This window comes from Marinobacterium rhizophilum (assembly GCF_024397915.1).
Taxonomy (GTDB): Bacteria; Pseudomonadota; Gammaproteobacteria; order Pseudomonadales; family Balneatricaceae; genus Marinobacterium_A; species Marinobacterium_A rhizophilum_A.
The window spans coordinates 1,901,239-1,918,481 of sequence record NZ_CP073347.1 but is presented as its reverse complement, the minus strand read 5'-3'; the positions used below and the strand labels follow the sequence as shown (position 1 = coordinate 1,918,481).

Here is a 17,243-nt window from a genome sequence, read left to right as displayed (position 1 = left end):
TTTCTAAAAAAGTCGGAGCATTCTATGGGTGGGTGCCGAACTGGTCAACCTTTGATCAATATTGGTTTTTCCACTGGCGCAGCGCCGCCATGATATCGGCCGGCGTATCGAGGGCAGAACCGGCATGCTGGCTGGCGCTGGCCTTGACCGATTCCGTGCGGGTGCGCATGAAGGGGTTAATTTTTTTTTCGCTGCCGATGTGGCTTGGCAAGGTGGGCGTATCGCTGGCACGCAGTGCCTGGCACTGCCGGATGGCCGCCTGGATATCACCGTTGTCCGGTTCGACCGCCTCGGCGAATGCGAGGTTGGCCAGGGAGTATTCGTGGGTGCAGTAGACTTCTGTTGCATCCGGCAGGTCGGCGAAATAGTCCATGGCCTGCTGCAACTGCAGGGCGTTGCCTTCAAACAGGCGCCCGCAACCCGCCAGAAACAGGGTGTCGCCGCAGAACAGCTGGGGTCTTTGTTCCTGAGTCTGGGCGGCACAGTAGTAGCTGATATGGTCCAGGGTGTGGGCCGGCACTTCGCGTATCTGCAGGCGCTGGCCAAAGAGCTCCAGGCTATCGGAGTCCTGCAGGGGATGGTCGATGCCGCCGAAGGGGCTCGGGCGCGGGCCGTATACCGGCACGCTGCCGGTTTCCAGCAGGCGCGCGACGCCGCCGGTGTGATCCTGGTGATGGTGGGTAATGAGTATGGCCGCCAGCCTGAGGTCGTGCTGTTGCAGGTAGGTCAGTACCGGCTGCGCATCGCCAGGGTCCACCACCGCAACGCGGTTGCTCTGAGGATCGGCCAGCAGCCAGATGTAGTTGTCATTGAAGGCCGGGATCGGGGTGACCTGAAACATGGCGGTTCTCTCTGATAGGGTGCGGATACGGCGTCGCGCCTGAGGCAATACAGGTTACCTCAATCGGTGGGTGCTGTTAACATACCGACATTGTCAGCCATAGCGGTTTTTCTGGATGAGATTTCGTCAGCAACCCCCGTTGCACAAACTGATTCCGGCCCTGCGCAGCTGGTTTCAGACCGAGCTTGGGCAGGAGTTGCTCGCGGCCGAACGGGCGCAGGTCGAGCGGCTCCTGCCCACGCTGTTTGGCTATCACCTGCTGCAATTGGGCATCGACAGCCAGATCTGCCTGTATGACAGCAGTCCTGTGCTGCACAAGTTTATTGTTGCCCCGGCGCTGGAACTGGGCCTGGGGCAGAACAGTGTGATCGCCGCCAACGAGGAGCTGCCGCTGGAGCGCAACAGCCTGGATGTGGTGGTGCTGCATCATGTACTGGACTTCGCCCAGAGCCCGCACCAGGTGTTGCGCGAGGCTGCACGGGTACTGCGCCCGGGCGGGCACCTGCTTGTGATCGGGTTCAATCCGCTCAGCCTGTGGGGGCTTTACAGTCGCCTGTGCCGTCGACGCACTGAGGTTCCCTGGTGCGGACACTTTATCAGCCACTGGCGCCTGAGTGACTGGCTGAGCCTGGTCGAACTGGTGGAAGTCAAACTGATAACCGATTTTTTCCTGCCGCCCATGGCGTCGGGTAAATGGCGCCAGCGTTTCAGTGCGCTGGAGCGTTATGCCCGCCCGGGCCGCAGTCATCATGGTGCGTTTTCGCTGATGGTGGCGCGCAAGGATGTGGTTGGCATGACCCCCATACAGCCGGAATGGCGCCGTCGAAAACTGATCAGTCTGCCGATACCGGAGCAGACTGCGCGAGGAAAGCATTGCTGTGAAAACCGAGAAGTCCGTTAAGATTTACACCGATGGCGCCTGCAAGGGAAATCCTGGCCCTGGCGGCTGGGGTGCCGTGCTGCGTTACGGTGATGTGGAAAAACAGCTGTTTGGCGGGGAGAAGAACACCACCAACAATCGCATGGAGCTCATGGCGGCGATTGAGTCCCTCGCCGCCCTGACCCAGCCCTGTGTGGTAGACCTGACCACCGACTCCCAGTACGTGCGCAAGGGTATTACCGAGTGGCTGGCAAACTGGAAACGCAATGGCTGGAAAACCGCCGCCCGCCAGCCGGTCAAGAATGCCGATCTGTGGCAGCGTCTCGACACCGAGGTGGCGCGTCACCAGGTGAAGTGGCACTGGGTCAAGGGCCACAGCGGTCATCCGGAAAACGAGCTGGCCGATGCGCTGGCCAACAAGGGCGTTGAGCAACTCAAGGGGTAGGGGCTGTTAATGCGGCAAATCGTACTGGATACCGAAACCACCGGTCTTGAGCCGGCGGAAGGGCACAACATTATCGAGATCGGCTGCGTCGAGCTCATCGACCGCAAGCTAACCGGGCGCACCTATCACGTTTATATCAAGCCTGATCGTGCCATTGACCAGGAAGCCATTGAAGTTCACGGCATTACCAATGACTTTCTCGCCGACAAGCCAAAGTTCGCCGAGGTGGTTGAGGAGTTTCTGGACTTTATCCGCGGCGGCGAGCTGATCATTCACAATGCGGCCTTCGATATCGGCTTTATCAATACCGAACTCGAGCGGATTCGTCGTCCTGAACGCGTGGCCGATATCTGTGGCGTGATTGACTCCCTGCTGCTGGCGCGCCAGAAACACCCGGGACAGAAAAACAACCTGGACGCACTGTGCAAGCGCTACGGCATCGACAACTCGCACCGCGAGCTGCACGGCGCCCTGCTTGACTCCGAAATCCTGGCGGATGTGTATCTTGGGCTGACCGGCGGTCAGCTCAAGCTGGACACCGGTGATGATGGTTCCGACAGCGGCAGCGCCGAACGAGGTATCCGTCGCGTGGAAGCGGGTCGCTACGGTCTGCGCGTACTGCGCGCCGACGAGGAGGAGGTCCAGGCGCACCGTGCCTTTGTTGCGCTGCTGAGCAAGAAGGCAGGCGAGCCCTGTTTGTGGGAGCAGCTGGAGCAGGATGACGCCAAGGCCCACTGACTCTGGCTATGATTGGACCCGCACGCAGCTGGACTAAAAACACCCCCGCAACTCGGGTTGCGGGGGTGTTTTTTTGTGCCCTTTGACCGGCGCTGAGTGGGCCATGGTTGCTCGGGTTCGATGCCTGGAAACACTGCGGCGCGGCTGTCGGTTGCGGTACAGGCCAGACCCTGCCGGCAACCTGGACTCGCCGCCAGAAATGCTGAATTGCCCGCTTGAAACTCTGTTGTCATCTGGTTGAGGTAAAAGTGCGGCGTGTTTAACCGCCGCTGCCAGCTGCCTTTAACCGGCCCGCCAACTTTATGAAATCACGCCGCAAGCCATTGCCACCGCTGAACGCACTCAAGGCCTTCGAGGCGGCTGCGCGGCTGCGCAGCCTGACCCGGGCAGCAGAAGAGTTGCATGTGACCCAGGGCGCCATCAGCCAGCAGGTCAAGTTGCTGGAGGAATATCTGGATGCACAGTTGTTTGTGCGCAAGCCGCGCAAGCTGGAGCTGACCGATGCCGCGCAGGCTTATCTGCCGCTGCTGACCGAGGCATTCAGTACCTTGCAGGCGGGTACCAACCAGCTGTTTGCAACCGATCAGCGTGCCTTGCTTAACGTCAAATGTGGCAGCAGCTTTATGCAGCGCTGGCTGATGCCCAGGCTGGCGGATTTTTATCGCCAGCATCCGGGTATCAATATCCGGCTGATGTCCTCGGTCTGGCCGTCGCAGGATGAGGTGGAGACGGCGGACCTGGAAATATCGAACGGCTTTGGTGACTGGCGCGGCATGCAGGTTGAGAGGCTGACCCGCGAGCGCTGGCTGTTGGTGGCGAGTCCGGATTTTCTGGCGCGTTACAGCATTCACGACGATGCGGTACGCGCGCAGCAGCTGCCACTGATCAGCACCGTGGGAGAGCAGGAGCATTGGGTGCAGTGGTTCCGCAGCCAGGGTGTGCTCGGGTTTTACCCGCAGCCGGTGCTGGAATGTGATACCAGCACGGCGTCGATCGATGCTGCCTGTCATCATGTTGGTCTGTTGATGTGCCGCAGTTTCAGTGTTGCGCCGGTGCTGGCGTCCGGCCAGCTGCAGCAGGCCCATTCCTTCACCTTGCCGGCCTCGGGTGCGCACTACCTGGTGTTGCCGAACAAGCCTTCTGCTCCCAAGGTTACGGCGTTCAGCCAGTGGCTCAAAGGGCAGATGGCCCAGGAAGAGCAGTTCTTCGGCGCTTAGACTGCATCCCCTGTGCGTACGCTCAGCGCAAGCGGGCCTGGCTATGCGCTGGGGTTTGATCCACCAGGGCTTGCCTGAGCGCATCCCACTGCCGGGTTGTAATAGTGCCCTCGGGGGCAAGCAGCCAGTAGGTCTGTGTCAAGACCAGCTCATGGGGAGACAGTCTCACGAGCTGTCCAGTCGCCAGATCGTTAGCGCACAGAGGCAGGGACGCCAGCACGACACCGAGCCCCGCCCGGGCAGCAGCGAGGGCGGCTGAGAGGGAATCGTAGCGCAGTCTGGGTACCGGAGTGGCAGGGTCGCCGGTCTGTTGTACCCACTCCTGCCAGCCGGCGCGCGGGCCAGATAGCGCAATGCGCGGCAGTGTCTGCCAGTGCTGGACATCCTGTATCAGCGAGGGCGCGGCAACAGGGCTGATGACTTCCTGAAACAGCGGTGCCTTGAACGGGTACGGCCAGTCCCCGGCGCCATAACGAATCCGTACGAAATCCTCCTGTAGCGCACTGTCGGCGGACAGCACCATCGTTTTGAACGAGTACTGGGTCTGGTCGGCTGCCAGGAGTGTTTGCAGTCGTTGCCCGATCCAGAGCTCGATAACCGAGGCGCTGGCTGAAACGGTCAGATGATTGCGTTTGACGCCGAACAACTCCTCCGAGCTTTGCTGCAGCGTGCGCAGGGCGTTGCTGACATAGGGAAGCCAGGCTTCGCCGTCTACCGTCAGCACGACGCCCCTGGCCCCGCGCAGAAACAGCTGGGTGCCCAGCCGATGTTCCAGGTTGCCAATGCGCTGGCTGACGGCTGACTGGGTCAGGCCGGTTTCCTGGGCCGCGGCGGAGAAGCTGCCATTGCGGCCGGCCGCTTCAAAGGCGCGTATCCATTCGAGCGGCAGATTTTCCAGTGATCGCTTAGGTATTAGCAAAACAGCATCTCAGGTAGCGAAAGCATAATTTGTAATGATGTCAGCTCTCGCCAAGAATGGCATCTGAATTTTTACTCATCGAGGATGGCATGGCGACTATTTCAATACAGCAGGAGGGCCGTGCCCTGGAAATTGAGGTGCAGGGCAGGGTGGTCCGTTTTCACGCCATCTGGCTGCGCGACAATGCCTGGGACGACCAGACGCGCTCGCCCGGCAACGGTCAGAAGCTTATCAGGCTCAGCGATATACCGGTGGCAACCGCGATAGCCGATGCCCGCCTGGAGGCGTCGGTACTGACGCTGACCTTTGTGCCGGAAAACAAGGTGGTTGAGTACAATCTGGCCTGGCTGCTTGAGCATGCCTACGATGGTGTTCCGGCGCGGCAGAAAGGCTGGATCGATGCCTGTCTGCACACCTGGGACAGCGCCGCAATGGCTGAACCGCCGCTGGGGTGTTTCAACGCGGTGCATGCCAGTGCACAGGCGTTACAGGGCTGGTTGGCAGGTCTTGCACGTTTCGGTGTGGCCAAGCTGGCGAATGGCCCTGTCGCCGACCAGGCACTGATGCAGGTGGTGGATCTTTTCGGCTATGTGCGCGAAACCAACTATGGCCGGCATTTTGAAGTGCGCAGCGAGGTCAACCCCACCAGCCTGGCGTTCACACGCCAGGGGTTGCAGGCCCATACCGACAATCCCTATCGCGATCCGGTCCCCACGCTACAGGTGCTCTACTGCCTTGAAAACTCGGTCGAGGGCGGCGACAGCCTGGTCGTGGACGGTTTTCGCGCCGCCCAGTGTCTGCGCGACGAATCCCCCGCCGCTTTTGATCTGCTGAGTCGCTACTGTGCCTGTTTCGAATACCGCGGCGCACAGGGCGTGATTCTACGTGCACGCCGTCCGATGATTGAACTCGATCCCGACGGCCGGCTGATTGCCGTGCGCTTCAACAATCGCTCGGCGACTGCAATCGCCGAAGTGCCCTATGGTGAGATGGAAGCCTATTACGCCGCGTACCGCCGCTTTGGCGAGATTATCGACGACCCGGCGATGGCCGTGCGTTTTCGCCTTGAACCGGGCGAATGCTTCATTGTCGACAACACCCGCGTGATGCACGCCAGAACCGCGTTTTCAGGCACCGGCATGCGCTGGTTTCAAGGCTGCTATGCCGACAAGGACAGCCTGCTGTCGCGCCTTGCAACCCTGCAAGAAACCCTGGGAGATGCATGAATGAACCCGCTTGATACAGCCTTGAGTGCGACCCGTATTGTCGCTTTTTTACAGAACCTGTTTGATAACTGCACCGATACCTATCTGGGCGAGCAGGTCACCGTGTCGCAGCACATGTTGCAGGGTGCCACGCTTGCCCAGCGCGAGGGGAAGCCGGTTGAAGTCATTGTTGGCGCTCTGCTGCATGATATCGGTCATGTGGCATCCAACGCCGGGTGTTTTGCCATGGACGATACCTGGGACCGGCGTCATGAAGATGCCGGCGCACAGCTGCTGGCCAGCCACTTTCCACAGGTGATTGTTGACTGTGTGCGCTACCACGTGGATGCAAAGCGCTACCTGTGTGCGACACAGCCGGATTACTTCGCCAGGTTGTCACCGGCCTCGGTACATTCGCTGAACCTGCAGGGTGGCCCGATGAGCGCGGCTGAGGCCGAGGCGTTCGAAAAACAGGTGAATTTCAAGACCATTATTCAGGTGCGCTACTTCGATGAAGCGGGCAAGTGCCCTGATCTGGAAACACCCGACTTTGCGCATTTTGCACCGCTGGTGCAAGGGTTGGTCGACGCACACGGGAGGGCAGGGGCATGAACGCGCCGCAGTACCTGTTCGATGTTAGCAGCAAGCCCTCGCTACCCTGGCACGAAGTGCCGCTGATTCGGGCGACGAATACCGCGCTGCAGGGTTACGGTTACCTGGTCGAGGATCCGGATTGCTGCGAAATCGAGATTACCCGCTGGCCACAGCAGGGCTGGCGGCCGATCGACAGCGGCACCGGTAATGAGGGTGGCTGGGTTGAGGGGACGTTTTGCTGCCACTGGCAGGGGGATGTCTTGTACGGAGAAAACGCGGCGGTGGCCGGCAATTATGTGCTGGGCTGGACCGCTGACCCTGCCACGGCGAGCAAGGATTGCCAGACGGTCCCCCGCAGCCAGGTGCTGCTCTGGCACATGAACTACCACCCCGATGGCGGGCAGCTGTTCTACCCGCTGGACGACAAGCCCTTCGTCGTCCCCCTGGCGTTGCCAGGTGATAACCTGACACCTGATAAGGTGGTGGCTTTCTGGTGCGACGCAAGCCACGGACTCTACATTCATGCCGGTGTCTGGCACGAGGGTATCTTCCCGCTGGCACAGAGCCAGCGTTTTCTGGATCGCCAGGGACGGGTGCATGCCCGTGTCAGTGCCGATATCGGGCAGGAATTCGGCGTGTATCTGGCCTGCCCGCTGGATCCGGGGAAGATCAAGGATCTGTAAAGCCTAATATAGGTGCTCAACGAAAGCGCCCGGGGAGCCAAGAACGCCCCGGGCGCTTTTGCTTTTGCGTAACATAAAACTATGTGGGGCAGGCCTTACCAGTTGCGCTGCTGCCAGCCACGCTCGGCGGCGATGGCGTTGAGCCGTGCATCCGCGCTGACGGCAACCGGATTGTCGACCTTTTCCAGCAACGGCAGGTCGTTGTGCGAATCGGAATAAAACCAGCTGCCCTGCAGGCTTTCGCCCTGGGTGTCGAGCCACTGTTGCAGCCGCGTGACCTTGCCCTCGCGGTAGGTCGGGATGCCCTGGGTGCGCCCGGTAATGCGGTCATCATCGAGTTCAATCTCGATGGCGATCACATCGCTGATGCCGAGCAGGCGGGCGATGGGCTCAACCAGGAAGCGGGTTGAGGCCGAGATCACCACGCAGCGATCCCCGGCGGCCTGGTGATCGCGGATGCTCTGGATGGCCCCTGGGCGCAGCAGTGCCCTGATATGGCACTCCAGGTAGCGCTCAAGATCTGCATCCAGCGACGCCAGGGGCACGCCGATGTGATGTTGCAGCTGCATTTCGACGTAGCGGTGTATGTCGAGTTCACCGCGGTAGTAGTCCTGCATCAGTGCATGCTCCTGCGCCTGCCAGGGGGCAGGATCTTCGATGTAGCGGTCACTCAGGTAGCGTATCCAGAGGTTGGAACAGTCGCCGTTGATAAGGGTTTCGTCAAGGTCGTACAGGGCCAGAGCCATGGTGTTTTGGGTATCCTGGTAAAAAGGTGGGATGCCGGGCCATAAAGGCCCGCCAGGTTGTCAGTTAAGTTCGGGTATCAGCTGCAGGCAGCCAGGGGTGTCGCCACGGCGGGCGTCTGGGGGGCCAGCGCGTCGATCGGCAGGTGGCAGCGAATGCGGTTGCTGCCCTGTTCCTGCCAGGCGGGTTGTTGCTGCTGGCAGCGCTCGGTGGCTTCGGGGCAGCGACGCTGGTAGGCGCAGCCCTGGGCAGGCGGATGCTGCTCCGGGGTGTCGTTGTCAAGCAGCCTGGGGCGGTGATCCGGGTCGGGTTCCAGAATCGCGTTCAGCAGCGCCCGCGTATAGGGATGCCTGGCACCGCCAAAGACATCGGCGGTCGCGCCAACCTGGCAGAGTCTGCCCTGATAGAGCACGGCCACCTGATCGGCGATGGCTTTTACCACGGCCAGGTCATGGGCAATAAACAGGTAGCTCACACCCTTTTGGGCCTGCAGCGTCTTGAGCAGTTGCAGCACCGCCGCCTGGACCGACACGTCAAGCGCCGAGGTCACCTCGTCACAGAGAATCAGCTGCGGGTCGCCGGCGAAGGTGCGGGCGATGGCCACCCGCTGCTTCTCGCCACCGGAGAGCTGTGCCGGCATCCGGTCAAGGTAATGGGGCCCCAGGCGCACCATCTCGAGCAGTTCAGCTGCCCGCTGGCGACACTGTTGCCGGTTAAGGCCGTTGTACAGGCGCAGTGGCTGTTCCAGGATCCGGGCGATGGTGTGACGCGGATTGAGGGATGCATCGGGGTTCTGGAAAATCATCTGCACGCGGCGCTTCAGCGCCCGGCTGCGCTGATCCAGCGGGCCATTCAGAGCCTCATTTTCAAGGCTGATATCGCCGCTGCTGGCCGGGTGTATGCCGCAGATCGCGCGCATCAGGGTGCTTTTGCCGCTGCCGGATTCCCCGACCAGGGCCAGGGTTTCGCCTTTGTTGAGTACGAACTCAATGCCCTCGATGGTGGCCGGCGTGGTCAGGCGTTGCCCGGTGAGGCGATGCATCAGGCCCGGGCGGTCGTAACGTACCGCTACGCCCTGCACCTGGAGCTGGGCCTGGGCGGGGCCGCCTGATGCCGCAGGGGACGGCACCGGTACTGCGGGTGGGCTCAGTTGCGAGTATTCGAGGTGACAGCGCACCGCGTGCGCTTGGCTGTCCGTGAAGGGTGCAGGCCGCTCCCGGCACTGAGGGCGGACGTCAGGACAGCGGGCTGCGAAAGCACAGGTGTTGCCGGCACTGCCGGTGCGCGGAGGATAGCCTGGCATGGATGGCGGCAGACCGGGCGAATCGAGACGCGGGATGGATGCCAGCAGGCCCCGGGTATAGGGGTGAGCCGGCTGGCGCAGTACCGCACGGCTGCTGCCCAGCTCGACAACCTCGCCGGCGTACATGACGGCGATGCGATCACTGATCCTCGCCACGGCCCCCAGGTCATGGCTGACGAATACCAGGGTGGTGCCCAGCTGCTGGCTCAGGTCGCGCAGCAGTTCCAGAATATGGGCCTGGGTGGTGACATCCAGGCCGGTGGTGGGTTCATCAAGCACCAGCAGTTCCGGCTTGCCTGCCAGCGCCATGGCAATCGCGACACGCTGTTGCTGGCCCCCGGAAAGCTGGTGGGGGTAGCGTGTCAGAATTGCGTCTGGTGCCGGCAGTCTGACCTGCTGCAGCAGCGCCAGGCTGCGTGCACGCCAGGCTGCGCGGGGCAGGTTGGCGTGCAACCTGAGCGCTTCCTCCAGTTGTCGGCCGATGGTCATGCTCGGGGTCAGAGACTGGCCGGCATTCTGTGGAATCAGGCCGATACGCCGGCCACGCAGGGCCACCAGGTCCCGCGCTTGCAGTTGCAGCAGGTCCGCGTTCTGGAACAGGATCTGGCCGTTCAGCACCTGGGAACCGCTGCGCAGAAAGCCCATCAGGGCCAGGGCGAGTGTACTCTTGCCGCAGCCGGATTCGCCCACCAGTGCCAGCGATTCGCCGGGTGTGATGGACAGGTTGATGTCGCGCAAGACCTGTACCAGAGCACCCTGCGGGTTGCGGTAGCCCAGGCTGAGGTGCTGAACATGCATGAGAGGTGTCGAAGTCATCATCGGTCGGAGTCCTTAAACGGGGGCCTTGGCACGATCTAGCCCCATTGCCTTGGCAAGGGCATCGGCCGACAGGTTGATGCTGATAATCAGTGTTGAAAGCGCAAGGGCAGGGAACAGGGTTGCCCAGGGTGCGATTGAAATCATGCTGCGGGCGTCGGCGATCATCAAACCCCAGTCCGGGGTTGGCGGGACGGCGCCGAATCCAAGAAAGGACAGCGAGCTGAAAGCCAGCAGCATCCAGGCCCAGCGCATGGCAGCTTCAACCAGCAGGGTGTCGAGCACATTGGGCAGCAGCTCGCGCAGCACGATTGTCATGCGGCGCTCGCCGCGGGTTCTGGCGGCGGTGACAAAATCCCGGCTGACGAAATCCAGTGTTGCGCCGCGCGCCACGCGGATGACGGCAATGCCGTAAAAGAATCCCAGCGTCAGGATCAGCGTCCAGGTTTGCTGGCCCAGCAAGGCGATGATCAGCAACAGGAACAGCAGCCAGGGGATGGCGAGCAGTGCATCGACAAGCCGCATGACCCACTCGTCGATGCGCCCGCCAAGAAAGCCCAGCAATATGCCTACCAGGCTGCCCCAGGCAACGGCGAAAAGGGTGCCGAGTAGGGTTATGAAAATTGCCAGACGCCCGCCCACCAGGGTGCGGCTGAACAGGTCGCGCCCCATGTGATCGGTGCCGAGCCAGTGCTCCATGCTGGGGGGCTGCAGCATGCTGTAGCCATCCTGCAGCGTCCAGTCATGGGGGGCGATCCAGGGGGCGATGAGTGCAATCAGCAGGTGCATGCCGAGCACCGACAGGCCAAGCACGCCGGAGCGGGAGCGGCTGAGGTTGCGGTACAGCAGGCGCCAGCCCGAGGTGTCGGCGCTGGATACGGTCAGGGGAGTCGCAGATACGGACATGATAAAGGCCTCCTTAGCGGGCGCTGCGCAGGCGCGGATTGAGCGCCAGGCTGCACAGGTCTGCCAGTAGATTGCAGGCGATATACACCGCGGCCAGCAGCAGCGCGATGGCCTGAACCAGTGGCAGATCACGGTCCTGGATGGCACGAATCATCAGGGTGCCGATGCCGGGGTAATTGAACACCTGCTCGATGATGACAACGCCACCGAGCAGCCAGGCAACGGTCAGTGCAATGATGTTGATCGCGGGCAGCATGGCGTTGGGCAGGGCATGACGCCAGACGATCTGGAACATGGGTACGCCCTTGAGCCGTGCCATCTGCACGAAATCACTGGCCATCACGTCGATCATCGAGCTGCGCACCATGCGCAGGATATGCGCCATCATCACCAGTGCCAGGGTGAGCATCGGTAATACCACATTGGGCAGGAGCTCGGTTATCGGTACCGTCGGACGTACGGTAACGACCGCCGGAAACCACTGTAATTGAACGGAAAAGACCAGTATCAACAAGGTGGCGGTGACAAATTCCGGGATGGTCATGGTGAAAATGGACAGCGTCGAGATGGCAATATCGGAGCTGCGATCACGTCGCAGGGCGGCAAATACACCCAGGGCGATCGCCAGCGGGATACCGATAAGGGCCGCGCTCAACCCCAGTACCAGCGTATTGCGCATGCGGTTGCCAACCAGGTCGTTGATCGGCTTGTTACGCTTGAGAGACGTGCCAAGGTCGCCCTGAAAGACACCGCCCGTCCAGTCGGCAAAACGATGCAGGGCAGGGCGTTCGAGCCCGCGTTCCAGGCGACAGTTTTCCAGTCGGGTGCCCTGGGCATCACGTCCCAGGTAGGCTGTACAGACATCGCCTGGCAGGTATTCGGTCATGGCGAACACCAGCACGCAGACGGTTACGAGCGTCATCAGCGCCAGCGTCAGCCGTTTAAGGATGAGATTCAGCATGGTGTAATCCGGATGTGGCGGCCACCCCGACGCCGGGGGGCCGCAGCAGGTGAAATCAGTCGACCGCGACCTTGTTCCAGCGGATTGAGAACTGTTCTACCGGGTCAACGCCGCTGACAGCGCTGCGCAGAACACGGGTCTGGTTGAGGTGATACGGGATCAGGGCGCCGCCATCCTGCCACAGCGTCTGCTGCAGCTGAGCGTAGTGTGCCTTGCGCTTGTCGAAATCAAGTTCGCTGCGTGCCTGGTCCAGCAGCTGATCGAATTCGGCGTTGTTGTAGAAGCTTTCATTCCAGGCAGCGGTGGAGCGGAACGCCTCGTTCATGATCTGGTCAGCCGGGCGCTGGGACCAGCGGCTGGCAACGGCGGGGTCCTTCATCCAGACATCGCTCCAGTAACCATCGGAGGGCACCATGTTCAGCTTGACGCGGATACCGGCCTTGGCGGCCTGCTGCTGGTATACCTCGATCATGCGGATGAATTCTGGCTCGTTGTCGGCGGAGCTGATCGTGATGTCGATACCGTCGGTGTAGCCGGCTTCGGCCAGCAGTGCCTTGGCGCCTTCGACATCGGCATCGCAGCTAATCTGGGTGCGGTACTGGTCACCAGGCCATACCGGGTTGTCACAGGTGACGGTGCCGCCGTGCTCGCCGGCAATGAGCTTCATCATCTCAGGCCGGTCAACCACCATGCGCAGGGCCTTGCGGACACGCGCGTCGTTATAGGGCGCGGTGTCGGTGCGAAACACCAGTGTGCGCCATTCACCCGTGGCAACACTCTGGCTCTGGAACTGCGGGTTATTGACGAACAGGCGTGCCTGCTGGCTGGTGATGCTTTGCTCAAGGTCGAGCTGGCCGGCCATTAGCGCCTGCACCCGGGCCTGGGAGTCGGGAATGCCGATCAGCTCAACGCCATCAGCAGCCGGTGCGCCTTCCCAGTAGCCGCTGAACGCCTTGAGGGAGGTGGTGCCTTCGGGGTCCAGTTCGTCCAGCATGAAGGGGCCGGAACCGATACCACGGGTGGCGATGTCGTCACCTGAATCCTGCGGGATGATGCGTACACGGTAATCCATCAGCAACAGCGGCAGGTCGGCGTGGGGGGCTGTCAGATTGATGCGCAGATTGTAGTCATCGATCACATCAACATTGTCGACGACACCGAGGACCGCGGCGACCGGCGAGTCGATCTTGGGGTCCTTGATGCGCTCAAGCGTGTATTTGACATCAGCGGCAGTCAGGTCTGAACCGTCGTGGAATTTGACACCGCGGCGCAATTCGAAAGTCCAGCTTTTGGCATCCGTCGAAGCACTCCAGGCGGTGGCGAGTTCAGCGCTGGGGGCGCCGTCGGCGCCCTGGCGAACCAGGCGGGAGTAGAGCAGTTGGTTGGCATCGAAAAATCGGCTTGGGGAAATCGGGTCCAGTGACTCGGCGCCGGCATAACCTACATCGTGGGCGATGCGCAGCGTACCGGCGTCAGCCAGGCTCGCAAAGAGCGCACCAGCGATCAGTACAGAGGAGAGCAGAGGTTTCATGGGGGTATCCTCGTTAACGTTCGGGTCGGTCGGATTTGTCGTTCAGTATTAACAGTGACTTCGCATGGGGTTGCGGTCAGAAGCATCCTGGCTTCAGGTATTACCCCGCCGGGTTAATCACACTCTTTGGGTTGAAACAGGGGGGGCGCCTGCCAGGGCGTGACGACATTCAGAATCGCCGCCAGCGTGGGCGCGACCTGAATGGTTTTGCCATGGGCAATAAGCTGTTGCGGTACCCTGTTGCCGTAGAAGATGCAAAAGCGCTCGTCCGCCCGGCTACCCGGCCTCATGCCATGGTTCGACTGGTACTTGGAGGGGCCGTAGATCCCGCGGGTATCGGCTCGCGAGGCCTCAAAGCTCATGGCAGAGCCTTCGGGCACGACGAAGGTCAGCAGTTGTTCGCGGCGCTCCGCAGGCAGGTGATCGTTGCTCCAGGGCTGGATGCCTTCAGCGCTCAGCTTCTCAGTCACGTACCGCGCCTGTTCGGGGCTGGTGGGGCGAACCAGCAGAACGCCGCCTTCGCTGGACCAGAGCACCTCGTCCCCCAGCAGGCGATCGACATAGAGGGCATCGGGCATGGGGGCATGGCCGTGATCGCTCAGGATGGCAAAATTGTAGCGCTCCAGAACGCCAGCCTGCTCCAGGCGGGTCATCAGGGTGCCGATCTGGGCATCGGCACAACGCAGCGACCAGTCGGTGAGTGGGTGATCCGGGCCGTACTTGTGCAGGAAGTAGTCGGTAATGGCAATTTCCAGCAGCATCAGGTCCGGTGCGCGATCACTGGCGGCCAGGGCTGCGGCCAGATCCAGCAGCTGATGATCGGCCAGCATGCCCATTTGCAGTTTGTGCTCGGGCGTGTGATTGGGCTGTACCGCAGGCTCCGCTGCGGCGGATTCGAACAGTGCGCTGATGCGACCGTCGGGGTCGTGAAGGCCGCTGGCACGCAGCCAATCCTGATCTGCCGGGGTCGGTTCCTGATCCTTGCCGCGCATCAGCAGTTCGTCGACCCACCAGGGACCCTGATACAGCGTGCAATCTTCGGGGCGCACCATGCCGTAGCCCAGGCAGGCAACATCAAGGCCCTGCTGTTTGGCAAGTGCTGGCAGCGTCTCGACCTGCACATCGTACGGGTTGGCCCAGCGGAAACGGTCGCCATCCAGGATATGGTTGCCATAGACGCCATGTTCAGCGGGCGAAACCCCGGCAATAATCGAGGTACGACCGGGGCAGGAGGTGCCGCAGACTTCAGGCGTCACGCCGTCAACCTGGACGCCCAGGCGTGCCATCCTGTCGAGATTGGGCAGCAGGTGACGCTTGCGGGAGAAATGATCGGCGCTGATGCCATCGACCATGATCATAATCAATCCAGACATTGCAGTACTCAGCACTTGGGTGGGTTAAGGATTGAGTGCAATGGTAGGGCTGCTTTATGTCACGACGATGAAATAAAACCGCAATATTTCCGAGAATTTCCCGGGTGATCCATAGTTTTTCTAATGTGTTGGCGTCAGATAAGCAGGGCGCCTCTGTCGTATAGTCGCCACATGACGGCGGGGGTGCCTGACCTGCCGAGGGTGAATCTGCATCCCTTGCTTTGGTGTTCGGAGTCTGTAAGGGCACGGCTGTACTTTACAGTGATCGGATTGTTCCCTGAGCAAGAAAGCAGGCGAGCCCTGTTTGTGGGAGCAGCTGGAGCAGGATGACGCCAAGGCCCACTGACTCTGGCTATGATTGGACCCGCACGCAGCTGGATAAAAAACACCCCCGCAACTCGGGTTGCGGGGGTGTTTTATTTTTTAGCTGCCTGGCTTTTTGCGGGCGGGGTGTTGCCGGGCTAGAGCGCGTAGCTGACAGCGATGAAGCCGACGCCACTCATGACGATGGTGTACGGCAGCGCCATGATCACCATGCGGCCGTAGGAGAGGCGAATCAGCGGCGCCAGCGCCGAGGTCAGCAGGAACAGGAAGGCGGCCTGGCCGTTGGGCGTGGCAACACTGGGAATATTGGTGCCGGTGTTGATCGCCACGGCCAGCTTGTCGAAATGCTCGCGGGTAATGTCGCCGTTGTTCAGCGCGGCCACCACCTCATTGATATAGACCGTGGCGACAAAGACATTGTCGCTGATAGCGGACAGCAGACCATTGGCGACGAAGAAGACCGCCGGCTGCGCGCTGGGCTCCATTGCCAGCACGGCGTGAATAATGGGCTGGAACAGGTGCTGTTCGTGGATCACCGAGACGATGCAGAAAAACACCACCAGCAGCGCGGTGAACGGAAGTGCCTCTTCAAATGCCTTGCCGATCTGGTGTTCTTCCACGATGCCGTTAAAGGCGGTGAGCAGAATAATGACGCACAGGCCAATAAGGCCGACCTCGGCCAGGTGAAACGCCAGCGCAAGCACCAGGAAGATCGAGACCAGCACCTGGACGCCCAGCATGGCGATATCGCGCTGGGTGCGCTTGTGGTTTTCCTCGCGGTTGAACTCTTCCAGAATCTGGCGCACGTTCGGTGGAATCTGCTCGCCGTAACCGAACGTCCGGGTTTTTTCCAGCAGGATGCAGGTCAGCAGGCCGGCGGCCAGCACCGGCATGGTGATCGGCGCCATGATGATGAAGAATTCGACGAAATCCCAGTCGGCTTTCTGGGCGATCAGCAGATTCTGCGGCTCGCCCACCAGGGTGCAGACACCCCCCAGCGCCGTGCCCACGGCGCCGTGCATCAGCAGGCTGCGCAGGAAAGCACGGAACTGTTCCAGCTCGCTGCGATGGGTATCGCCCACATGCTCATCGTCGGAGTGGTCGTGGTCATGCTGGGCGGACTTGCCCGAGGCCACCTTGTGGTAGACCGCATAGAAACCCACGCCCACGCTGATCAGCACCGCGGTAACTGTCAGGGCATCGAGAAAGGCCGACAGCAGGGCGGCCGACAGTGAAAACAGCAGCGACAGTGCAACCTTGGAATGCACCTTGAGCAGTATCTTGGTGAAGAGCCACAGCAGCATGCTTTTCATAAAGTAGATGCCCGCCACCATGAACATCAGCAGCAGGATAACTTCGAGATTGGACTCTACCTCGTGGGCAACCGACGCGGGGCTGGCCAGGCCGATGATGATCGCTTCGATGGCGAGCAGGCCACCGGGCTGCAGCGGGTAGCACTTGAGGGCCAGGGCAAGGGTGAAGATAAATTCAAAGATCAGCAGCCAGCCGGTAACCACCGGGCCTGCGACCTGAAACAGGATGGGGTTCAGAATCAGGAAGCCAATAATGGCCTGCTTGTACCAGACGGGAGAGTTACCCAGAAAATTGCGCATCAGCGCCTGGGGTAGAGAATGCGTCATGGCTGTTCTTCCTATGCCAGCAGAGTTTGTTATGTTTAGGGGCTGTTGACGTTCGCAGACATGCCCTGCCTGTGCTGTTTTTGGGCAGGACAAGTAGGATGTCACGCGGCCCGTTGCCCTCAG

At 61.2% G+C, this 17,243-nt stretch carries 16 protein-coding genes; 7 read left to right on the top strand and 9 right to left on the bottom strand.

Features of this window, described 5'->3' with window-relative positions; all coding sequences use genetic code 11:
• Nucleotides 1-55: 55 nt before the first annotated feature.
• Nucleotides 56-841: a hydroxyacylglutathione hydrolase gene (gene gloB / locus KDW95_RS08585; protein WP_255855866.1), complete on the bottom strand. Its 786-nt coding sequence runs from the start codon at nt 839-841 to the stop codon at nt 56-58.
• A 139-nt stretch (nt 842-980) separates the two neighbouring features.
• On the opposite strand from gloB, the gene KDW95_RS08580 reads away from it, so the two are divergent.
• The 4 genes from KDW95_RS08580 (at nt 981) to KDW95_RS08565 (ending at nt 4,121) form a co-directional block, all read left to right on the top strand.
• Complete coding sequence (locus KDW95_RS08580; protein WP_255855865.1) at nt 981-1,742, top strand: class I SAM-dependent methyltransferase; 762 nt, start codon at nt 981-983, stop codon at nt 1,740-1,742.
• Complete coding sequence (gene rnhA, locus KDW95_RS08575; RefSeq protein ID WP_255855864.1) at nt 1,720-2,166, top strand: ribonuclease HI; 447 nt, start codon at nt 1,720-1,722, stop codon at nt 2,164-2,166. Before KDW95_RS08580 ends, rnhA begins: the two co-directional genes overlap by 23 nt.
• Nucleotides 2,167-2,175: 9 nt before the next feature.
• Nucleotides 2,176-2,904, top strand: coding sequence for a DNA polymerase III subunit epsilon (gene dnaQ, locus KDW95_RS08570; protein WP_255855863.1), 729 nt, complete (start codon nt 2,176-2,178; stop codon nt 2,902-2,904).
• 302 nt (nt 2,905-3,206) lie between these two features.
• The gene (locus KDW95_RS08565; protein WP_255855862.1) at nt 3,207-4,121 is read left to right on the top strand and encodes a LysR substrate-binding domain-containing protein; all 915 of its coding nucleotides are present in this window, start codon (nt 3,207-3,209) and stop codon (nt 4,119-4,121) included.
• 22 nt (nt 4,122-4,143) lie between these two features.
• Here the strand turns inward: KDW95_RS08565 and KDW95_RS08560 are convergent, their stop codons facing one another.
• Entirely contained in the window at nt 4,144-5,040 is an 897-nt protein-coding gene (locus KDW95_RS08560) for a LysR family transcriptional regulator (RefSeq protein WP_255855861.1), read from the bottom strand.
• A gap of 89 nt (nt 5,041-5,129) precedes the next feature.
• Between KDW95_RS08560 and tmpA the strand changes: the two genes are divergently transcribed.
• From tmpA to KDW95_RS08545, 3 genes are read left to right on the top strand one after another with little or no spacing between them, the layout of a single operon-like run.
• The gene (gene tmpA, locus KDW95_RS08555; RefSeq protein WP_255855860.1) at nt 5,130-6,266 is read left to right on the top strand and encodes a 2-trimethylaminoethylphosphonate dioxygenase; all 1,137 of its coding nucleotides are present in this window, start codon (nt 5,130-5,132) and stop codon (nt 6,264-6,266) included.
• A complete protein-coding gene (locus KDW95_RS08550; protein WP_255855859.1) occupies nt 6,267-6,857 on the top strand; it encodes an HD domain-containing protein in 591 nt (196 codons plus the stop codon).
• Nucleotides 6,854-7,522, top strand: a complete 669-nt coding sequence (locus KDW95_RS08545) for an ureidoglycolate lyase (RefSeq protein WP_255855858.1) — start codon at nt 6,854-6,856, stop codon at nt 7,520-7,522. The genes KDW95_RS08550 and KDW95_RS08545 overlap by 4 nt, the downstream gene beginning before the upstream one ends.
• 95 nt (nt 7,523-7,617) lie before the next feature.
• Here KDW95_RS08545 and KDW95_RS08540 read toward each other — a convergent pair whose 3' ends face one another.
• The 7 genes from KDW95_RS08540 to nhaB form a co-directional block, all read right to left on the bottom strand.
• Complete coding sequence (locus KDW95_RS08540; RefSeq protein WP_255855857.1) at nt 7,618-8,268, bottom strand: HAD family hydrolase; 651 nt, start codon at nt 8,266-8,268, stop codon at nt 7,618-7,620.
• Nucleotides 8,269-8,345: 77 nt separating this feature from the next.
• The gene (locus tag KDW95_RS08535) at nt 8,346-10,388 is read right to left on the bottom strand and encodes a dipeptide ABC transporter ATP-binding protein (protein ID WP_255855856.1); all 2,043 of its coding nucleotides are present in this window, start codon (nt 10,386-10,388) and stop codon (nt 8,346-8,348) included.
• Between the two features lie 12 nt (nt 10,389-10,400).
• Nucleotides 10,401-11,291 carry an ABC transporter permease gene (locus tag KDW95_RS08530; RefSeq protein ID WP_255855855.1) on the bottom strand — a complete coding sequence of 297 codons (891 nt, stop codon included), beginning with the start codon at nt 11,289-11,291 and terminating at the stop codon, nt 10,401-10,403.
• A gap of 13 nt (nt 11,292-11,304) precedes the next feature.
• Nucleotides 11,305-12,252, bottom strand: coding sequence for an ABC transporter permease (locus tag KDW95_RS08525; RefSeq protein ID WP_255855854.1), 948 nt, complete (start codon nt 12,250-12,252; stop codon nt 11,305-11,307).
• 55 nt (nt 12,253-12,307) lie between these two features.
• A complete protein-coding gene (locus tag KDW95_RS08520; protein ID WP_255855853.1) occupies nt 12,308-13,783 on the bottom strand; it encodes an ABC transporter substrate-binding protein in 1,476 nt (491 codons plus the stop codon).
• A 113-nt stretch (nt 13,784-13,896) separates the two neighbouring features.
• On the bottom strand, nt 13,897-15,156 hold the full coding sequence (locus KDW95_RS08515) for an alkaline phosphatase family protein (protein WP_255855852.1): 1,260 nt from the start codon (nt 15,154-15,156) through the stop codon (nt 13,897-13,899).
• 461 nt (nt 15,157-15,617) lie between these two features.
• Entirely contained in the window at nt 15,618-17,120 is a 1,503-nt protein-coding gene (nhaB, locus tag KDW95_RS08510) for a sodium/proton antiporter NhaB (protein WP_255855851.1), read from the bottom strand.
• Nucleotides 17,121-17,243: the final 123 nt, after the last annotated feature.